Genomic DNA, 16,834 nt, shown 5'->3' with positions numbered 1-16,834 from the left:
AACCCTTAACAAACGCCATGAGCGACGACAATTCACACAGTAGCGACACGACAACCAGTAAAAAGGGATTTTTCTCCCTCATTCTGAACCAGCTTTTCCACGGCGAACCGAAAAACCGTGATGAACTGCTGGAGCTGATTCGTGATTCCGGGCAAAACGACCTTATCGACGAAGATACGCGCGAAATGCTCGAAGGGGTTATGGACATCGCCGACCAGCGCGTTCGCGATATCATGATTCCCCGCTCGCAGATGATCACCCTGAAACGTAACCAGACGCTGGACGAGTGTCTCGATGTCATCATCGAATCCGCCCACTCGCGTTTCCCGGTCATCAGCGAAGACAAAGATCACATCGAAGGGATTTTGATGGCGAAAGATCTGCTGCCGTTTATGCGCAGCGATGCCGAAGCCTTCAGCATGGAAAAAGTGTTACGCCAGGCCGTGGTTGTGCCGGAAAGTAAACGTGTGGATCGGATGCTGAAAGAGTTTCGCTCTCAGCGTTACCACATGGCGATTGTTATTGATGAATTTGGTGGCGTCTCCGGTCTGGTCACGATCGAGGATATCCTTGAGCTGATCGTGGGCGAAATCGAAGATGAGTATGACGAAGAAGAGGATATCGACTTCCGTCAGCTCAGCCGCCACACCTGGACCGTGCGGGCGCTGGCCTCCATTGAGGACTTCAACGACGCCTTCGGGACCCACTTCAGCGATGAAGAGGTCGATACCATTGGCGGGCTGGTGATGCAGGCCTTTGGCCACCTCCCGGCGCGCGGAGAGACCGTTGACATCGACGGTTACCAGTTCAAAGTAGCCATGGCCGACAGCCGACGTATTATACAGGTTCACGTCAGAACGCCGGACGACTCACCGGTGCCAAAACTGGAAGATTAATGTAAATGGCATTTGCCCCATTGCTTGAACGCCAGCGCGTCCGTTTGCTGCTGGCGCTGTTACTCGGAGCCAGCGGTACGCTGGCTTTTTCTCCTTACGATATCTGGCCTGCGGCCGTTCTCTCCCTGATGGGGCTTCAGGGTTTGACCCTGAACCGTCGTCCGGTACAGGCTGCCGCTATTGGCTACTTCTGGGGACTGGGGCTGTTTGGCTCAGGGATTAACTGGGTCTACGTCAGCATCGCGCAGTTTGGCGGTATGCCGGGCCCGGTAAACGTCTTCCTGGTGGTACTGCTCGCCGCGTATCTCTCGCTCTATACCGGTCTGTTCGCCGGCATCCTTTCTCGCCTGTGGCCCAAAACCACCTGGCTGCGCGTCGCCATTGCCGCGCCGGTGGTCTGGCAGATCACGGAATTCCTGCGCGGCTGGGTGCTGACCGGCTTCCCGTGGCTGCAGTTCGGCTACAGTCAGATTGACGGCCCGCTGAAAGGCCTGGCGCCGGTCATGGGCGTTGAGGCCATTAACTTCCTGCTGATGGTCGTTAGCGGCCTGCTGGTATTAGCGCTGGTTTCACGATGCTGGAAACCGCTGGCTGTGGCGCTGGTGCTGTTCGCCCTGCCCTTCCCGCTGCGCTATATCCAGTGGTTCACGCCGGAGCCCGCGCGCGCCATGCAGGTCTCCATGGTGCAGGGGAATATCCCGCAGTCGATGAAGTGGGACGAGAAAGAACTGCTGAATACGCTGAAGATCTACGCCAACGCCACCGAAGAGGTGATGGGTAAATCGCAGCTGATTATCTGGCCGGAGTCTGCTATTCCCGATCTGGAGATCAACCAGCAGCCGTTCCTCAACATGATGAACGACCTGCTGCTCTCGCGTGGCAGTACGCTGATCACCGGCATTGTCGATGCGCGTCTGAATCAGCAGAACCGCTACGACACCTACAACACCATCATTACGCTCGGCAAAGACAGCGAATACAGCTACCACTCCACCGATCGGTACAACAAGAACCACCTGGTGCCGTTTGGTGAATTTGTGCCGCTGGAGTCAATTCTTCGCCCGCTGGCCCCGTTCTTCGATCTGCCGATGTCCTCCTTCAGCCGCGGACCGTACGTTCAGCCTCAGCTGCATGCGCACGGCGCAGCCCTGACGGCGGCCATCTGCTACGAAATCATTCTCGGCGAGCAGGTGCGCGATAACTTCCGCCCGGATACGGACTATCTGCTGACCATCTCTAACGATGCCTGGTTTGGTAAATCAATCGGCCCGTGGCAGCACTTCCAGATGGCACGCATGCGCTCCCTGGAGCTGGCCCGTCCGCTGCTGCGCAGCACCAACAACGGCATCACCGCCGTGATTGGTCCGCAGGGTGAAATCCAGGCCATGATCCCACAGTTCACCCGAGAAGTGCTGACCACCAACGTCACGCCTACCACCGGGCTGACGCCGTACGCCCGCACCGGCAACTGGCCGCTGTGGATCCTGACCGCGCTGTTCGGCTTTGGCGCGGTGCTGATGAGCCTGCGCCAGCGTCGTCGATAATCCCTCCTCTTCCTGCCGGGTGGCGCTGACGCTTACCCGGCCTACTGTTTCGCTTTTGTAGGTCGGGTAAGCGTTAGCGCCACTCGGCAATTCTCTCCAGACTTCAATTCTGGCACGCCTATTGCTTTGTTTATTCAGGTGAACGCAGTTTGGCTTACTGTGCAACTTTGTCGCACCAGCGTAGATCATCGGTAGCACCGAAACGGTGCAACGGGAGATATTTGCCTCTGAATGGTGCGGCGTGCTTCGCAAAAATAAACAATAACGCAGCAAAATCTTTACATTAAGCCAGACTAAATGTTAACAAGCTTGCATAACACTGCACTCGCATTGCGCGAGATATAACAACATCACAATGGGTATCAATGCGTCGCTGGCGCTGATAAAAAAGGAGTTGGGTATGCAATTACGTAAACTGGCCACAGCAATGCTGGTTTTGGGGATGTCCGCAGGCGTGGTTCACGCTGAAGACGCTCCGGCAGCAGGCAGCACTCTCGACAAGATTGCCAAAAACGGCGTTATCGTGGTCGGCCACCGTGAATCTTCTGTCCCGTTCTCTTACTACGACAACACGCAAAAAGTCGTGGGCTATTCACAGGATTACTCCAACGCCATCGTTGAAGCTGTGAAGAAAAAGCTGAACAAACCTGACCTGCAGGTGAAGCTGATCCCCATCACTTCACAGAACCGTATTCCGCTGCTGCAAAACGGCACCTTTGACTTCGAGTGTGGCTCCACCACCAACAACCTCGAGCGTCAGAAGCAGGCTGCCTTCTCCGACACCATCTTTGTTGTGGGCACCCGCCTGCTGACGAAGAAAGGCGGTGAGATCAAAGACTTCGCTGACCTGAAAGGGAAAGCGGTCGTTGTCACCTCCGGGACCACGTCTGAAGTGCTGCTGCACAAGCTGAACGACGAGAAGAAAATGGATATGCGCATCATCAGCGCGAAAGACCATGGCGACTCCTTCCGTACCCTGGAAAGCGGTCGTGCCGTCGCGTTTATGATGGACGACGCCCTACTGGCAGGCGAGCGTGCGAAAGCGAAGAAACCAGACAACTGGGATATCGTCGGTACCGCGCAGTCGAAAGAAGCCTACGGCTGTATGCTGCGTAAAGACGATCCGCAGTTCAAAAAGCTGATCGATGACACCATCGCCCAGGTGCAGACCTCAGGCGAAGCGGAAAAATGGTTCGACAAATGGTTCAAGAACCCGATTCCACCAAAAAACCTGAACATGAATTTTGAACTGTCAGACGACATGAAAGCGCTGTTCAAATCTCCAAATGACAAGGCTCTTAACTAATTAGAACAACAGGGGCGGGATCTCCTGCCCTCTCGATTGTCGGGAAGCATGGACAGACTATACGTTGAGTGGTCGTTCCCCACTCAGCGCGAAAAATGAGCTTCTCACCAATCTTCGAGGGTAGCGCTGCTACCCTTTTTTTTCTGGAGTTTATTATGTCAATCGACTGGAACTGGGGCATATTCCTGCAACAAGCCCCGTTCGGCAACACCACCTATCTTGGCTGGCTGTGGAGCGGCTTTCAGGTCACCGTGGCATTATCGATAACGGCGTGGATCATCGCGTTTCTTGTCGGTTCTCTGTTCGGTATTCTGCGCACCGTCCCTAACCGTTTTCTTTCAACACTCGGCACCCTGTACGTGGAACTGTTCCGTAACGTTCCGCTGATCGTGCAGTTCTTTACCTGGTATCTGGTTATCCCGGAACTGCTGCCGGAAAATATTGGCATGTGGTTCAAGTCGGAACTGGATCCGAATGTGCAGTTCTTTGTCTCCTCCATGATGTGTCTGGGGCTGTTTACCGCTGCGCGCGTTTGCGAGCAGGTGCGTGCCGCCATTCAGTCATTACCCCGCGGACAAAAAAATGCGGGTCTGGCGATGGGGTTAACCCTGCCACAAACCTACCGCTACGTGCTGCTGCCTAACGCCTACCGCGTCATCGTTCCACCGATGACCTCCGAGATGATGAACCTGGTGAAAAACTCGGCCATCGCCTCGACCATCGGCCTGGTTGATATGGCCGCGCAGGCGGGCAAGCTGCTGGATTACTCCGCTCACGCGTGGGAATCCTTCACCGCGATCACGCTCGCCTACGTTCTGATTAACGCTTTCATCATGCTGGTGATGAACCTGGTTGAACGCAAAATTCGCCTGCCGGGCAACATGGGGGGCAAATAATGTACGAATTTGACTGGAGTTCTATCGTTCCATCCATGCCTTACCTGCTTGATGGACTGATGATTACCTTAAAAATCACCGTCATTGCCATTATCGTCGGTATCGTCTGGGGCACCCTGCTGGCCGTTATGCGCCTGTCGAGCTTTAAGCCGCTCGCCTGGTTTGCGACCGCCTACGTTAACGTGTTCCGCTCCATCCCGCTGGTAATGGTGCTGCTGTGGTTTTACCTGATTGTGCCCGGCTTCCTGCAAAACGTGCTGGGGCTGTCGCCAAAAACCGATATCCGTCTGATCTCGGCGATGGTGGCGTTCTCAATGTTTGAGGCCGCTTACTACTCGGAGATTATCCGTGCAGGCATTCAGAGCATCTCCCGCGGGCAATCCAGCGCCGCGCTGGCGCTGGGGATGACGCACTGGCAGTCCATGCAGCTCATTATTCTGCCGCAGGCGTTTCGCGCCATGGTTCCGCTCCTGCTGACCCAGGGAATTGTGCTGTTCCAGGATACGTCCCTGGTCTACGTGCTGAGCCTGGCAGACTTCTTCCGTACCGCGTCCACCATCGGTGAGCGTGATGGTACGCAGGTTGAGATGGTGCTCTTTGCGGGAGCGGTCTATTTTGTGATTAGTTTAAGCGCGTCGCTGTTGGTCAGCTGGCTGAAGAAAAGGACGGTACAATGATTTCCCTGAAAAATGTTTCTAAATGGTATGGGCACTTTCAGGTGCTGACCGACTGCTCCACCGAAGTGAAAAAAGGCGACGTGGTAGTGGTGTGCGGACCGTCCGGTTCCGGTAAATCGACGCTGATCAAAACCGTCAATGGTCTGGAGCCGGTCCAGCAGGGCGAGATCGTCGTCAACGGTACCAAAGTCAACGACAAGAAAACCAATCTTGCCCAGCTTCGCTCTCACGTTGGTATGGTGTTCCAGCATTTTGAGCTGTTCCCTCACCTCTCCATTATTGAGAACCTGACGCTGGCCCAGGTGAAAGTGCTCAAGCGTGATAAAAAAGCGTCGCGCGAGAAAGGCCTGAAGCTCCTGGAACGCGTTGGCCTCTCTGCGCATGCCGATAAGTTCCCGGCGCAGCTTTCTGGCGGCCAGCAGCAGCGTGTGGCGATCGCCCGCGCGCTGTGCATGGATCCGGTTGCCATGCTGTTTGATGAGCCCACGTCGGCGCTCGATCCGGAGATGATCAACGAAGTGCTGGACGTGATGGTCGAGCTGGCGCACGAAGGGATGACCATGATGGTGGTGACCCATGAAATGGGCTTCGCCCGCAAGGTGGCCAACCGCGTGATCTTCATGGACGAAGGGAAAATTGTCGAAGATTCCCCGAAAGAGGAATTCTTCGCCAACCCGAAATCGGAACGTGCGAAAGATTTCCTCGCGAAAATCCTGCACTAACCTTCTCAGTGCGCAATCTGCGGATTGCGCACTGCCTCACGCTTTCGCTCACTTCTTCTCGTCGGTGCCCCATTGCAGCGTTAACCTTGTCACAAAATAACGCTATGAATGGAGAACGCTATGGCACAACCTATAATTTTCGATTGCGACCCGGGTCATGATGACGCGATCGCGCTCGTCCTTGCACTTGCCTCCCCCGAGCTCGACGTCAAAGCCGTCACCTCTTCTGCCGGAAACCAGACGCCGGATAAAACCCTGCGTAACGTTTTGCGCATGCTGACGCTGCTCAAGCGCACGGATATTCCTGTCGCCGGCGGCGCCCTCAAGCCCCTGATGCGTGAATTAATTATTGCGGATAACGTGCATGGCGAAAGCGGGCTGGACGGTCCGGCGCTGCCGGAACCTGGCTTCACGCCGCAAAGCTGCACCGCCGTGGAGCTGATGGCAAAGGTGCTGCGCGAGAGCGCGGAACCCGTCACCCTGGTGGCAACGGGACCGCAAACCAACGTCGCGCTGCTGCTGAACAGCCATCCTGAACTGCACAGCAAAATCGCTCGTATCGTCATCATGGGCGGGGCTATGGGCCTGGGAAACTGGACGCCTTCCGCAGAGTTCAACATTTTTGTCGATCCGGAAGCAGCGGAAATCGTCTTCCAGTCGGGCCTGCCAGTTGTGATGGCAGGGCTGGACGTGACGCATCGCGCGCAGATTATGGCAGACGACATTGAGCGCTTCCGCTCCGTTGGCAATCCGGTCGCGACAACCGTGGCTGAGCTGCTCGACTTCTTTATGGAGTATCACAAAGCCGAGAAATGGGGATTCCACGGCGCGCCGCTGCACGATCCGTGCACCATTGCCTGGCTGTTAAAACCGGAGATGTTTACCACGGTCCACAGGTGGGTTGGCGTCGAAACGCAGGGGAAATACACCCAGGGGATGACGGTGGTGGACTACTACTCGCTGACGGGGAATAAACCGAATACCACGGTGATAGTGGATATTGACCGTGAGGCGTTTGTGGATTTGCTGGCGGAGAGACTGGCTTACTATAGTGCGTAGTGCGGCCTGATGCCCTCACCCCGGCCCTCTCCCACGGGGAGAGGGCGCAAACCTGCGCTTTTACCTAGGGCTCAAACGGCCGACGCTGGAACTGATCGTGGCCGCATTTCGGACACAGCGACAGGACCTCCGGCGTATACACCGCAATATGATGGTGGCAATTCTCGCACACCAGATTTCCCAGCCCGACCACTTCACCGCTGTGGTACACACCGTGGTGGTTTAAATCCTGAAAGACTTCACGCCACTCCAGCTGCGTTTTATCGGTGATATCGGCCAGCTCCTGCCACAGGCTCTCTTTGATCACCCGCATGAAAACGCTGTCCGTGACCTCCTCCTGGCTTTCCTGGTAGCTGCGCGCGAACTCTTCCAGATCGCGACGCACGGCGCGGGTCACCTCTTCCACTTCGGTTCGCGTTAACTCACCCGTTTGCGACACGCGGGCACGCGCCTGCTCCACCAGCGCGTCGATATCACGCTCGCCGTTACGCAGCCGTTCCGTCAGTGTCGCCACCAGTTCGCGGTAAAATTGAGCAACCTTGTTCATCATTTTGCCTCCCGGGTAAGTAACTATTTCTAATAATAGACCTTATTTCAGCGCCGCTTTGTCAGGTGAAGCACAGACCCGGTAAATTCCTGCAAAGCGCATTTGTGCGAAAGGCTGTTTTGACGCGGGCGTTTGGGCTATGCTATGCGGATCTGAATTACCACATCCATTGGCTACATTTGTAGCTGTATTGAACACAGGACCACTGGCTGCCATGCAAGAGCAATACCGCCCGGAAGAGATAGAATCAAAAGTCCAGCAACACTGGGACGAGAAGCGCACCTTTGAAGTAACCGAAGACGAGAGCAAAGAGAAGTATTACTGCCTGTCGATGCTTCCCTATCCTTCTGGTCGACTACACATGGGCCACGTGCGTAACTACACCATCGGTGATGTGATTGCGCGCTACCAGCGCATGCTGGGCAAAAACGTTCTGCAACCCATCGGTTGGGATGCGTTCGGTCTGCCTGCGGAAGGCGCGGCGGTCAAAAACAATACGGCGCCGGCACCGTGGACGTACGACAACATCGCGTACATGAAAAACCAGCTCAAAATGCTGGGCTTTGGCTATGACTGGAGCCGCGAGCTGGCAACCTGTACCCCGGAATATTACCGCTGGGAACAGAAATTCTTCACCGAGCTGTACAAAAAAGGCCTGGTGTACAAGAAGACCTCTGCCGTTAACTGGTGCCCGAATGACCAGACCGTTCTCGCGAACGAACAGGTTATCGATGGCTGCTGCTGGCGCTGTGATACCAAAGTGGAGCGTAAAGAGATCCCGCAGTGGTTTATTAAAATCACCGCTTACGCTGATGAGCTGCTGAACGATCTGCATAATCTGGACCACTGGCCAGATACCGTTAAGACCATGCAGCGCAACTGGATCGGCCGTTCTGAAGGCGTGGAAATTACCTTCAACGTTGAGAACTACGACCAGACCCTGACCGTCTACACCACCCGTCCGGACACCTTCATGGGCGCGACCTACCTGGCCGTGGCCGCAGGTCACCCGCTGGCGCAGAAAGCGGCAGAAAACAATCCGGAACTGGCTACCTTCATCGACGAGTGCCGCAACACGAAAGTGGCCGAAGCCGATATGGCAACGATGGAGAAAAAAGGGGTTGATACCGGCTTTAAGGCCATTCACCCGCTGACGGGCGAAGCGATCCCTGTCTGGGCCGCCAACTTCGTACTGATGGAGTACGGCACAGGCGCCGTGATGGCTGTTCCGGGTCACGACCAGCGCGACTATGAATTTGCCACTAAATATGGCCTGACCATCAAGCCTGTTATTCTGACGGCGGACGGTTCTGAACCAGACCTGTCCGAACAAGCGCTGACCGAAAAAGGGACCTTGTTCAACTCCGGCGAGTTCAACGGTCTGAGCTTCGAAGAGGGCTTCAACGCTATCGCCGACAAGCTGGCCTCCCTTGGCGTGGGCGAGCGTAAAGTTAACTTCCGTCTGCGCGACTGGGGCGTTTCCCGTCAGCGTTACTGGGGTGCGCCAATTCCAATGGTGACGCTGGAAGATGGCACCGTGATGCCAACGCCGGAAGATCAGCTGCCGGTGATCCTGCCGGAAGACGTGGTCATGGACGGTATCACCAGCCCGATCAAAGCCGATCCTGAGTGGGCAAAAACCACCGTCAACGGTCAGCCCGCGCTGCGCGAAACCGACACCTTTGACACCTTTATGGAGTCATCCTGGTACTATGCTCGCTACACCTGTCCTCAGTATCAGGACGGCATGCTGGATTCCAAAGCAGCGAACTACTGGCTGCCGGTAGATATCTACATCGGTGGTATCGAACACGCCATCATGCACCTGCTCTACTTCCGCTTCTTCCACAAGCTGATGCGCGATGCGGGCATGGTGAACTCTGACGAACCTGCAAAACAGCTGCTGTGTCAGGGCATGGTGCTGGCGGATGCCTTCTATTACGTCGGGGCAAACGGCGAGCGTAACTGGGTATCTCCGGTTGACGCGATCGTTGAGCGCGACGAGAAGGGCCGTATCGTGAAGGCGAAAGACGCTGAAGGTCACGAGCTGGTCTACACCGGCATGAGCAAAATGTCCAAGTCGAAAAACAACGGTATCGACCCGCAGGTGATGGTTGAGCGTTATGGTGCGGATACCGTGCGTCTGTTCATGATGTTTGCCTCTCCGGCAGACATGACGCTGGAATGGCAGGAGTCTGGCGTGGAAGGCGCAAACCGCTTCCTGAAACGCGTCTGGAAGCTGGTTTACGAGCACACCTCACTGGGCGATGCCCCGGCGCTGAACGCTGCTGCCCTGACTGAAGATCAGCAGGCGCTGCGTCGTGACGTTCATAAAACCATTGCGAAAGTGACCGATGATATTGGTCGTCGTCAGACCTTCAATACCGCAATTGCGGCTATTATGGAACTGATGAACAAGCTGGCGAAAGCCCCGCAGGACGGCGAGCAGGATCGTGCCTTAATGCGTGAAGCGCTGCTGGCCGTCGTTCGCATGCTGAACCCGTTCACGCCGCACGTTAGCTTTACCCTGTGGCAGGAGCTGAAAGGCGAAGGCGATATCGACAACGCGCCGTGGCCGCAGGCTGACGAAGCCGCGATGGTGGAAAACACCACGCTGGTCGTGGTCCAGGTGAACGGTAAAGTCCGCGGTAAAATTACCGTGGCGGTCGATGCAACCGAAGAACAGGTTCGCGAGCGCGCGGGCCAGGAACCACTGGTCGCTAAATATCTTGAGGGCGTTACCGTACGTAAAGTGATCTACGTACCTGGTAAACTGCTGAATCTGGTCGTTGGCTAAGCGCGGGAGGAAACGTGCGACAACTGGCAACAATACTCTTATCTCTGGCGGTGCTTGTCACCGCTGGCTGCGGCTGGCACCTGCGCAATACCACGGCGGTGCCTGCTCAGATGAAAACCATGATCTTTGATTCCGGAGATCCGAACGGTCCACTCAGCCGGGCAATTCGCAATCAGCTGCGTCTGAACGGCGTTGAGCTTGTTGAGAAACAGACGCTGCGTCAGGATGTACCGTCTCTGCGTGTGACAGGAAGTGGTCTGTCGAGAGACACTGCGTCTATCTTCCAGGATGGCCGTACCGCAGAGTATCAAATGGTGTTGACGGTCAACGCGGCAGTCCTGATCCCGGGTAAAGATATCTATCCGATCAGCACGAAAGTGTACCGTTCGTTCTTCGATAACCCGCAGACGGCGCTGGCAAAAGATGCCGAACAGCAGATTATCATCAACGAAATGTATGACAAGGCGGCGGAACAGCTGATCCGTAAACTGCCAAGTATTGCAGCGTCAACCAAACAAGGATCTGACATTGTTGATAAACCGGTTGATGGCACGCTTCCTGCAGCTAACTCTCTGGGTAAATGATGATCAGGCTGTATCCTGAACAACTCCGCGCGCAGCTCAATGAAGGGCTGCGCGCGGCGTATCTGCTTCTTGGAAACGATCCGTTATTACTTCAGGAAAGCCTGGATGCCGTGCGGCATGCCGCCGCCGAGCAGGGCTTTGATGAACACCACACCGTCCAGCTGGATAACAATACCGACTGGAACGCCCTCTTCTCGCTCTGTCAGGCGATGAGCCTGTTCGCATCGCGCCAGACGATTCAGATCCTGCTGCCGGAAAACGGGCCTAACGCGGCGATGAACGAGCAGCTTGCTACGCTGGTCAGCCTCTTACACAGCGATCTGATCCTGATTGTGCGTGGCAACAAGCTGACCAAAGCGCAGGAAAACGCGGCCTGGTTTACCCAACTCACGCCCCACGCGGTGCTGGTCACCTGTCAGACGCCTGAGCAGGCGCATCTGCCTAAATGGGTCGCCGCGAGAGCGAAGCAGCACAACCTTCAGCTGGATGATGCGGCGAACCAGCTGCTCTGCTACTGCTATGAAGGTAACCTGCTGGCCCTGGCGCAGGCGCTTGACAGACTCTCCCTGCTCTGGCCGGATGGCAAGCTGACCTTGCCGCGCGTCGAGCAGGCCGTTAACGACGCGGCGCACTTCACGCCGTTCCACTGGGTGGACGCGCTGCTGTCGGCAAAAAGTAAACGCGCCCTGCATATTCTGCAGCAGCTGCGCCTCGAAGGGAGTGAACCGGTCATTCTGCTGCGTACGCTGCAGCGCGAACTGCTGCTGCTGATTACGCTCAAGCGTCAGTCTGCCCATACGCCTTTGCGTTCGCTGTTTGATAAACACCGGGTGTGGCAAAATCGCCGGGCTTTGACTTCCGAGGCCATCAACCGTCTGAGTCATGAACAGCTTCGCCAGGCGGTACAGCTTCTGATGCGCGCCGAACTCACGTTAAAACAAGATTACGGCCAGTCGGTCTGGGCAGAGCTGGAAAGCCTTTCCCTGCTGCTCTGCCACAAGGCGCTGGCAGACGTTTTTATTGATGGATAGTATGCACTCTTTACAGGCCCTGTATGGCGGCACCTTCGACCCGGTACACTACGGGCATCTGAAGCCGGTTGAAATTCTGGCGAATCTGATCGGCCTTCAGCGCGTCACCATCATGCCGAATAATGTCCCGCCCCATCGTCCACAGCCTGAGGCGACCAGCGAGCAGCGAAAAGAGATGCTTGCCCTTGCCATCGCAGATAAGCCGCTCTTCCGGCTTGACGAGCGTGAGCTGCGTCGCGATACGCCCTCCTGGACCTCGCAGACGCTTCAGGAGTGGCGCGCAGAACAAGGTCCAGACCAGCCGCTGGCTTTTATCATCGGACAGGATTCCCTGCTGAACTTCCCCACATGGCATAAATATGAAACCATCCTGGAGAACAGCCACCTGCTCGTCTGCCGCCGTCCTGGCTATCCGCTGACCATGCGCGAAGCGCAGTACCAGCAGTGGCTGGAAGATCATCTCACCGCCAATGTTGAAGATCTCCACAATCAGCCTGCCGGGAAGATTTATCTGGCGGAAACGCCGTGGTTCGATATCTCTGCAACCCTCATTCGCGAGCGCTTACAGCAGGGTTTAGCGTGTGACGATCTGCTCCCCGCACCGGTGCTGGCCTATATCCATACGCATGGTTTGTATCAGAAAAGCGCAGATGAATAGCCGGAGGGCATAAAAAGCGGCTTATTGTTTATCCTGCCTTGACAGGGTAAGCCATACTGTTATTCTCCGCTGCCAGACTTTCCCGCCGATGATTGCTTTACAGAAATTGTTTTACAAAAATGGCGATGCAATCTCAGGCAGAGGGTGGGATGATACCTGCCTTCAAAAGCCCGGCCGGAGACTTTTGTCCCGATACAGGCATGAGTTCAGGTATACTGTCTGGCTACGAATTCAACGTTTTACAATCTCATTCACCCCAGGGGGAAAACTTGCAGGGTAAAGCACTCCAGGATTTTGTTATTGACAAAATTGATGACCTGAAAGGTCAGGACATCATCGCTATCGACGTTAAAGGTAAATCCAGTATTACCGACTGCATGATCATCTGCACCGGTACGTCCACACGTCATGTTGTTTCAATTGCCGATCACGTGGTACAGGAATCACGTGCTGCAGGGCTGTTGCCGCTCGGCGTTGAAGGTGAAGCGACGGCTGACTGGGTGGTTGTCGATCTCGGCGATGTGATTGTCCACGTCATGCAGGAAGAGAGCCGTCGCCTGTATGAGCTGGAAAAACTCTGGGGTTAATGCGTGAAGTTGCAGCTGGTCGCCGTCGGCACCAAAATGCCGGACTGGGTACAAACCGGTTTTACTGAATATCTGCGTCGTTTTCCAAAAGACATGCCGTTCGAACTGGTGGAAATCCCCGCCGGTAAGCGCGGCAAGAACGCCGATATCAAACGTATTCTCGATAAAGAGGGCGAACTGATGCTGGCTGCCGCTGGCAAAAACCGCATCGTCACCCTCGATATTCCAGGAAAACCCTGGGATACGCCGCAGCTGGCGCACGAACTGGAGCGCTGGAAGCAGGATGGCCGAGACGTCAGTCTGTTGATTGGCGGACCCGAAGGGTTATCCCCTGCCTGCAAAGCGGCAGCAGAACAAAGTTGGTCCCTCTCCGCGCTGACGCTTCCCCACCCGCTCGTTAGGGTACTGGTGGCAGAAAGCCTGTATCGCGCGTGGAGCATTACTACCAACCACCCCTATCACCGCGAGTAATGACTGACCAGGGTAGATTAAGCAGCGGATGAAACTACAGAATTCTTTTCGCGACTATACGGCTGAGTCCGCGCTGTTTGTGCGCCGGGCGCTGGTCGCCTTCACCGGGATTTTGCTGCTTACCGGCGTGCTGATCGCCAACCTTTATAATCTGCAAATTGTCCGTTTTACCGACTACCAGACGCGTTCCAACGAAAACCGTATCAAGCTGGTGCCTATCGCACCCAGCCGCGGCATTATTTACGATCGCAACGGCACCCCGCTGGCGTTAAACCGCACCATCTATCAAATCGAGATGATGCCGGAAAAAGTCGATAACGTTCAGGATACGCTGGAAGCGCTGAAAAGCGTTGTTGACCTTAACGACGACGATATCGCCGCCTTCAAAAAAGAGCGCGCCCGCTCTCACCGTTTCACCTCCATACCGGTTAAAACCAACCTGACGGAAGTCCAGGTGGCCCGCTTTGCGGTAAACCAGTACCGTTTCCCCGGCGTGGAAGTAAAGGGCTACAAGCGTCGCTACTACCCCTACGGCTCCGCGCTGACGCATGTGATTGGCTACGTCTCCAAGATTAACGACAAAGACGTCGACCGCCTCGATAAAGACGGCAAGCTGGCGAACTACGCCGCAACGCACGACATCGGTAAGCTCGGTATTGAACGCTACTACGAAGATGTCCTGCACGGGCAAACCGGCTATGAAGAGGTTGAGGTTAACAACCGTGGCCGCGTGATTCGCCAGCTTAAAGAAGTGCCGCCTCAGGCGGGGCATGACGTCTATCTGACCCTCGACCTTAAGCTACAGCAGTATATTGAAACCCTGCTGGCAGGCAGCCGCGCAGCCGTTGTGGTCACCGATCCCCGCACCGGCGGCATCCTGGCGATGGTGTCTATGCCAAGTTATGACCCGAACCTGTTTGTTGACGGCATTTCCAGTAAAGACTACTCCGGTCTGCTGAATGACCCCAACACGCCGCTGGTGAACCGCGCGACGCAAGGGGTTTACCCGCCGGCATCCACGGTTAAACCGTACGTGGCGGTCTCTGCACTGAGTGCTGGCGTCATCAACCGCAATACCAGCCTGTTTGACCCGGGCTGGTGGCAGCTGCCCGGTTCAGAAAAGCGCTATCGCGACTGGAAAAAATGGGGCCACGGTCATCTGAACGTCACCAAATCGCTGGAGGAGTCTGCGGATACCTTCTTCTATCAGGTGGCGTATGACATGGGGATCGACCGCCTGTCAGAATGGATGAGCAAATTCGGCTACGGACACTACACCGGCGTTGACCTGGCGGAAGAACGCTCCGGCAACATGCCGACGCGCGAATGGAAGCTGAAGCGCTTTAAAAAACCGTGGTATCAGGGCGACACCATTCCGGTGGGTATCGGTCAGGGTTACTGGACGGCAACGCCGCTTCAGATGAACAAAGCCATGATGATCCTCATCAATGACGGCGTGGTGAAAGTGCCTCACCTGCTGCAGAGTACGGTTGAAGACGGCAAAAAAGTGCCGTGGAACCAGCCGCACGAAGCGCCGGTGGGTGACATTCATTCCGGCTTCTGGGAGATCGCGAAAGACGGTATGTACGGCGTGGCAAACCGCCCCAACGGTACCGCCCACAAGTATTTCGCCGGTACGCCGTACAAAGTGGCGGCGAAGTCCGGTACTGCGCAGGTCTTTGGTCTGAAAGCCAACGAAACCTATAACGCGCACCGCATTGCCGAACGTCTGCGTGACCACAAGCTGATGACGGCGTTTGCCCCTTATGACAACCCGCAGGTCGCGGTGGCGATGATTCTGGAGAACGGCGGTGCCGGGCCTGCAGTAGGGACCATCATGCGCCAGATCCTTGACCACATTATGCTGGGTGATAACAACACCGAACTGCCGGCTGAAAACCCGGCCGCCGCTGCGGCGGAGGACCAATAATCATGACGGATAATCCAAATAAAAAATCGCTGTGGGACAAAATCCACATCGACCCAGCCATGCTGCTGATCCTGCTGGCCCTGCTGGTTTACAGTGCGCTGGTTATCTGGAGCGCCAGCGGCCAGGACATCGGGATGATGGAGCGCAAAATCGGCCAGATCGCCATGGGCCTGATCATTATGGTGGTGATGGCGCAGATCCCGCCGCGCGTCTACGAAGGCTGGGCGCCCTACCTCTACATCTTCTGTATTATTTTGCTGGTTGCGGTAGATGCCTTTGGGGCCATTTCAAAAGGGGCGCAACGTTGGCTGGATTTGGGCATTGTCCGCTTTCAGCCTTCGGAAATTGCCAAAATCGCCGTGCCCTTAATGGTGGCACGCTTTATCAACCGCGACGTCTGTCCGCCGTCGCTGAAGAATACCGCCATCGCGCTGGTGCTGATTTTCCTGCCAACGCTGCTGGTTGCGGCACAGCCTGACCTGGGTACCTCTATCCTCATCGCCCTCTCTGGCCTGTTTGTCCTGTTCCTGTCGGGCCTGAGCTGGCGCCTGATTGGTATCGCGGTAGTGCTGATTGCGGCGTTCATCCCTATTCTCTGGTTCTTCCTGATGCACGATTACCAGCGCCAGCGCGTCATGATGCTGCTCGATCCGGAAACCGATCCGCTGGGCGCGGGCTATCATATTATTCAGTCCAAGATTGCGATTGGCTCCGGCGGCCTGCGCGGTAAAGGCTGGCTGCACGGCACGCAGTCGCAGCTGGAATTTTTACCGGAACGCCACACCGACTTTATCTTTGCCGTTCTGGCGGAAGAGCTGGGGCTGGTGGGCATCTTAATACTCCTGGCCCTATACGTTCTGCTGATCATGCGGGGATTGTGGATTGCAGCACGCGCGCAAACGACCTTTGGTCGCGTCATGGCTGGCGGGTTGATGCTGATTTTATTCGTTTATGTCTTCGTAAATATTGGTATGGTGAGTGGTATTCTGCCGGTGGTAGGCGTACCGCTGCCGCTGGTGAGTTACGGAGGCTCGGCACTGATCGTGTTGATGGCCGGGTTTGGTATCGTGATGTCGATCCATACCCACAGAAAAATGTTGTCAAAAAGCGTATAAAAATAAGGGGATCG

The 16,834-nt window shown here is 55.9% G+C and carries 16 protein-coding genes; 15 read left to right on the top strand and 1 reads right to left on the bottom strand.

The window, feature by feature from the left end:
- Positions 1 to 17: 17 nt before the first annotated feature.
- From corC to rihA, 7 genes are all read left to right on the top strand, one after another.
- A complete protein-coding gene (corC, locus tag ACVCAM_RS19240; protein WP_021242574.1) occupies positions 18 to 896 on the top strand; it encodes a CNNM family magnesium/cobalt transport protein CorC in 879 nt (292 codons plus the stop codon).
- A 5-nt stretch (positions 897 to 901) separates the two neighbouring features.
- A complete protein-coding gene (gene lnt / locus ACVCAM_RS19235; RefSeq protein ID WP_025912718.1) occupies positions 902 to 2,440 on the top strand; it encodes an apolipoprotein N-acyltransferase in 1,539 nt (512 codons plus the stop codon).
- Positions 2,441 to 2,840: 400 nt separating this feature from the next.
- Complete coding sequence (locus tag ACVCAM_RS19230; protein WP_025912717.1) at positions 2,841 to 3,746, top strand: amino acid ABC transporter substrate-binding protein; 906 nt, start codon at positions 2,841 to 2,843, stop codon at positions 3,744 to 3,746.
- 155 nt (positions 3,747 to 3,901) lie between these two features.
- The gene (gene gltJ / locus ACVCAM_RS19225; RefSeq protein ID WP_008501048.1) at positions 3,902 to 4,642 is read left to right on the top strand and encodes a glutamate/aspartate ABC transporter permease GltJ; all 741 of its coding nucleotides are present in this window, start codon (positions 3,902 to 3,904) and stop codon (positions 4,640 to 4,642) included.
- Positions 4,642 to 5,319 carry a glutamate/aspartate ABC transporter permease GltK gene (gene gltK / locus ACVCAM_RS19220; protein WP_008501047.1) on the top strand — a complete coding sequence of 226 codons (678 nt, stop codon included), beginning with the start codon at positions 4,642 to 4,644 and terminating at the stop codon, positions 5,317 to 5,319. Before gltJ ends, gltK begins: the two co-directional genes overlap by 1 nt.
- Positions 5,316 to 6,041 (top strand): amino acid ABC transporter ATP-binding protein, encoded by a 726-nt coding sequence (locus ACVCAM_RS19215; protein ID WP_014883001.1) that lies wholly within the window; start codon positions 5,316 to 5,318, stop codon positions 6,039 to 6,041. The genes gltK and ACVCAM_RS19215 overlap by 4 nt, the downstream gene beginning before the upstream one ends.
- A 120-nt stretch (positions 6,042 to 6,161) precedes the next feature.
- Complete coding sequence (rihA, locus tag ACVCAM_RS19210) at positions 6,162 to 7,100, top strand: pyrimidine-specific ribonucleoside hydrolase RihA (RefSeq protein ID WP_025912716.1); 939 nt, start codon at positions 6,162 to 6,164, stop codon at positions 7,098 to 7,100.
- A 64-nt stretch (positions 7,101 to 7,164) separates the two neighbouring features.
- Here the strand turns inward: rihA and ACVCAM_RS19205 are convergent, their stop codons facing one another.
- Positions 7,165 to 7,647, bottom strand: a complete 483-nt coding sequence (locus ACVCAM_RS19205; RefSeq protein ID WP_023617134.1) for a zinc ribbon-containing protein — start codon at positions 7,645 to 7,647, stop codon at positions 7,165 to 7,167.
- A 214-nt stretch (positions 7,648 to 7,861) separates the two neighbouring features.
- Here ACVCAM_RS19205 and leuS point away from each other — a divergent pair, with 214 nt between their 5' ends.
- The 8 genes from leuS to mrdB all read left to right on the top strand — a co-directional run bounded on the left by leuS (position 7,862) and on the right by mrdB (position 16,820).
- Positions 7,862 to 10,444, top strand: coding sequence for a leucine--tRNA ligase (gene leuS / locus ACVCAM_RS19200; protein WP_407223170.1), 2,583 nt, complete (start codon positions 7,862 to 7,864; stop codon positions 10,442 to 10,444).
- 14 nt (positions 10,445 to 10,458) lie between these two features.
- On the top strand, positions 10,459 to 11,028 hold the full coding sequence (gene lptE, locus ACVCAM_RS19195) for an LPS assembly lipoprotein LptE (protein WP_008501042.1): 570 nt from the start codon (positions 10,459 to 10,461) through the stop codon (positions 11,026 to 11,028).
- Entirely contained in the window at positions 11,028 to 12,059 is a 1,032-nt protein-coding gene (gene holA, locus ACVCAM_RS19190) for a DNA polymerase III subunit delta (protein ID WP_126349109.1), read from the top strand. The genes lptE and holA overlap by 1 nt, the downstream gene beginning before the upstream one ends.
- On the top strand, positions 12,052 to 12,717 hold the full coding sequence (gene nadD / locus ACVCAM_RS19185) for a nicotinate-nucleotide adenylyltransferase (protein WP_025912714.1): 666 nt from the start codon (positions 12,052 to 12,054) through the stop codon (positions 12,715 to 12,717). The genes holA and nadD overlap by 8 nt, the downstream gene beginning before the upstream one ends.
- A 269-nt stretch (positions 12,718 to 12,986) precedes the next feature.
- Complete coding sequence (gene rsfS / locus ACVCAM_RS19180) at positions 12,987 to 13,304, top strand: ribosome silencing factor (protein WP_003858696.1); 318 nt, start codon at positions 12,987 to 12,989, stop codon at positions 13,302 to 13,304.
- 3 nt (positions 13,305 to 13,307) lie between these two features.
- A complete protein-coding gene (gene rlmH / locus ACVCAM_RS19175; RefSeq protein WP_003858701.1) occupies positions 13,308 to 13,775 on the top strand; it encodes a 23S rRNA (pseudouridine(1915)-N(3))-methyltransferase RlmH in 468 nt (155 codons plus the stop codon).
- 28 nt (positions 13,776 to 13,803) lie between these two features.
- The gene (mrdA, locus tag ACVCAM_RS19170) at positions 13,804 to 15,705 is read left to right on the top strand and encodes a peptidoglycan DD-transpeptidase MrdA (protein ID WP_023293034.1); all 1,902 of its coding nucleotides are present in this window, start codon (positions 13,804 to 13,806) and stop codon (positions 15,703 to 15,705) included.
- A gap of 2 nt (positions 15,706 to 15,707) precedes the next feature.
- Entirely contained in the window at positions 15,708 to 16,820 is a 1,113-nt protein-coding gene (gene mrdB, locus ACVCAM_RS19165; RefSeq protein ID WP_008501037.1) for a peptidoglycan glycosyltransferase MrdB, read from the top strand.
- Positions 16,821 to 16,834: the final 14 nt, after the last annotated feature.

The sequence above is a fragment of the Enterobacter sp. CFEC122 genome, from assembly GCF_052983755.1.
The sequence above is the reverse complement of the archived record's forward strand: the minus strand, read 5'-3'. Positions and strand labels throughout refer to the sequence as shown.

Excerpts from the sequence above, each read along its gene's own strand:
- corC (WP_021242574.1), top strand. The coding sequence starts at position 18 with ATGAGCGACGACAATTCACACAGTAGCGACACGACAACCAGTAAAAAG.
- lnt (WP_025912718.1), top strand. The coding sequence starts at position 902 with ATGGCATTTGCCCCATTGCTTGAACGCCAGCGCGTCCGTTTGCTGCTG.
- ACVCAM_RS19230 (WP_025912717.1), top strand. The coding sequence starts at position 2,841 with ATGCAATTACGTAAACTGGCCACAGCAATGCTGGTTTTGGGGATGTCC.
- gltJ (WP_008501048.1), top strand. The coding sequence starts at position 3,902 with ATGTCAATCGACTGGAACTGGGGCATATTCCTGCAACAAGCCCCGTTC.
- gltK (WP_008501047.1), top strand. The coding sequence starts at position 4,642 with ATGTACGAATTTGACTGGAGTTCTATCGTTCCATCCATGCCTTACCTG.
- ACVCAM_RS19215 (WP_014883001.1), top strand. The coding sequence starts at position 5,316 with ATGATTTCCCTGAAAAATGTTTCTAAATGGTATGGGCACTTTCAGGTG.
- rihA (WP_025912716.1), top strand. The coding sequence starts at position 6,162 with ATGGCACAACCTATAATTTTCGATTGCGACCCGGGTCATGATGACGCG.
- ACVCAM_RS19205 (WP_023617134.1), bottom strand. The coding sequence starts at position 7,647 with ATGAACAAGGTTGCTCAATTTTACCGCGAACTGGTGGCGACACTGACG.
- leuS (WP_407223170.1), top strand. The coding sequence starts at position 7,862 with ATGCAAGAGCAATACCGCCCGGAAGAGATAGAATCAAAAGTCCAGCAA.
- holA (WP_126349109.1), top strand. The coding sequence starts at position 11,028 with ATGATCAGGCTGTATCCTGAACAACTCCGCGCGCAGCTCAATGAAGGG.
- nadD (WP_025912714.1), top strand. The coding sequence starts at position 12,052 with ATGGATAGTATGCACTCTTTACAGGCCCTGTATGGCGGCACCTTCGAC.
- mrdA (WP_023293034.1), top strand. The coding sequence starts at position 13,804 with ATGAAACTACAGAATTCTTTTCGCGACTATACGGCTGAGTCCGCGCTG.
- mrdB (WP_008501037.1), top strand. The coding sequence starts at position 15,708 with ATGACGGATAATCCAAATAAAAAATCGCTGTGGGACAAAATCCACATC.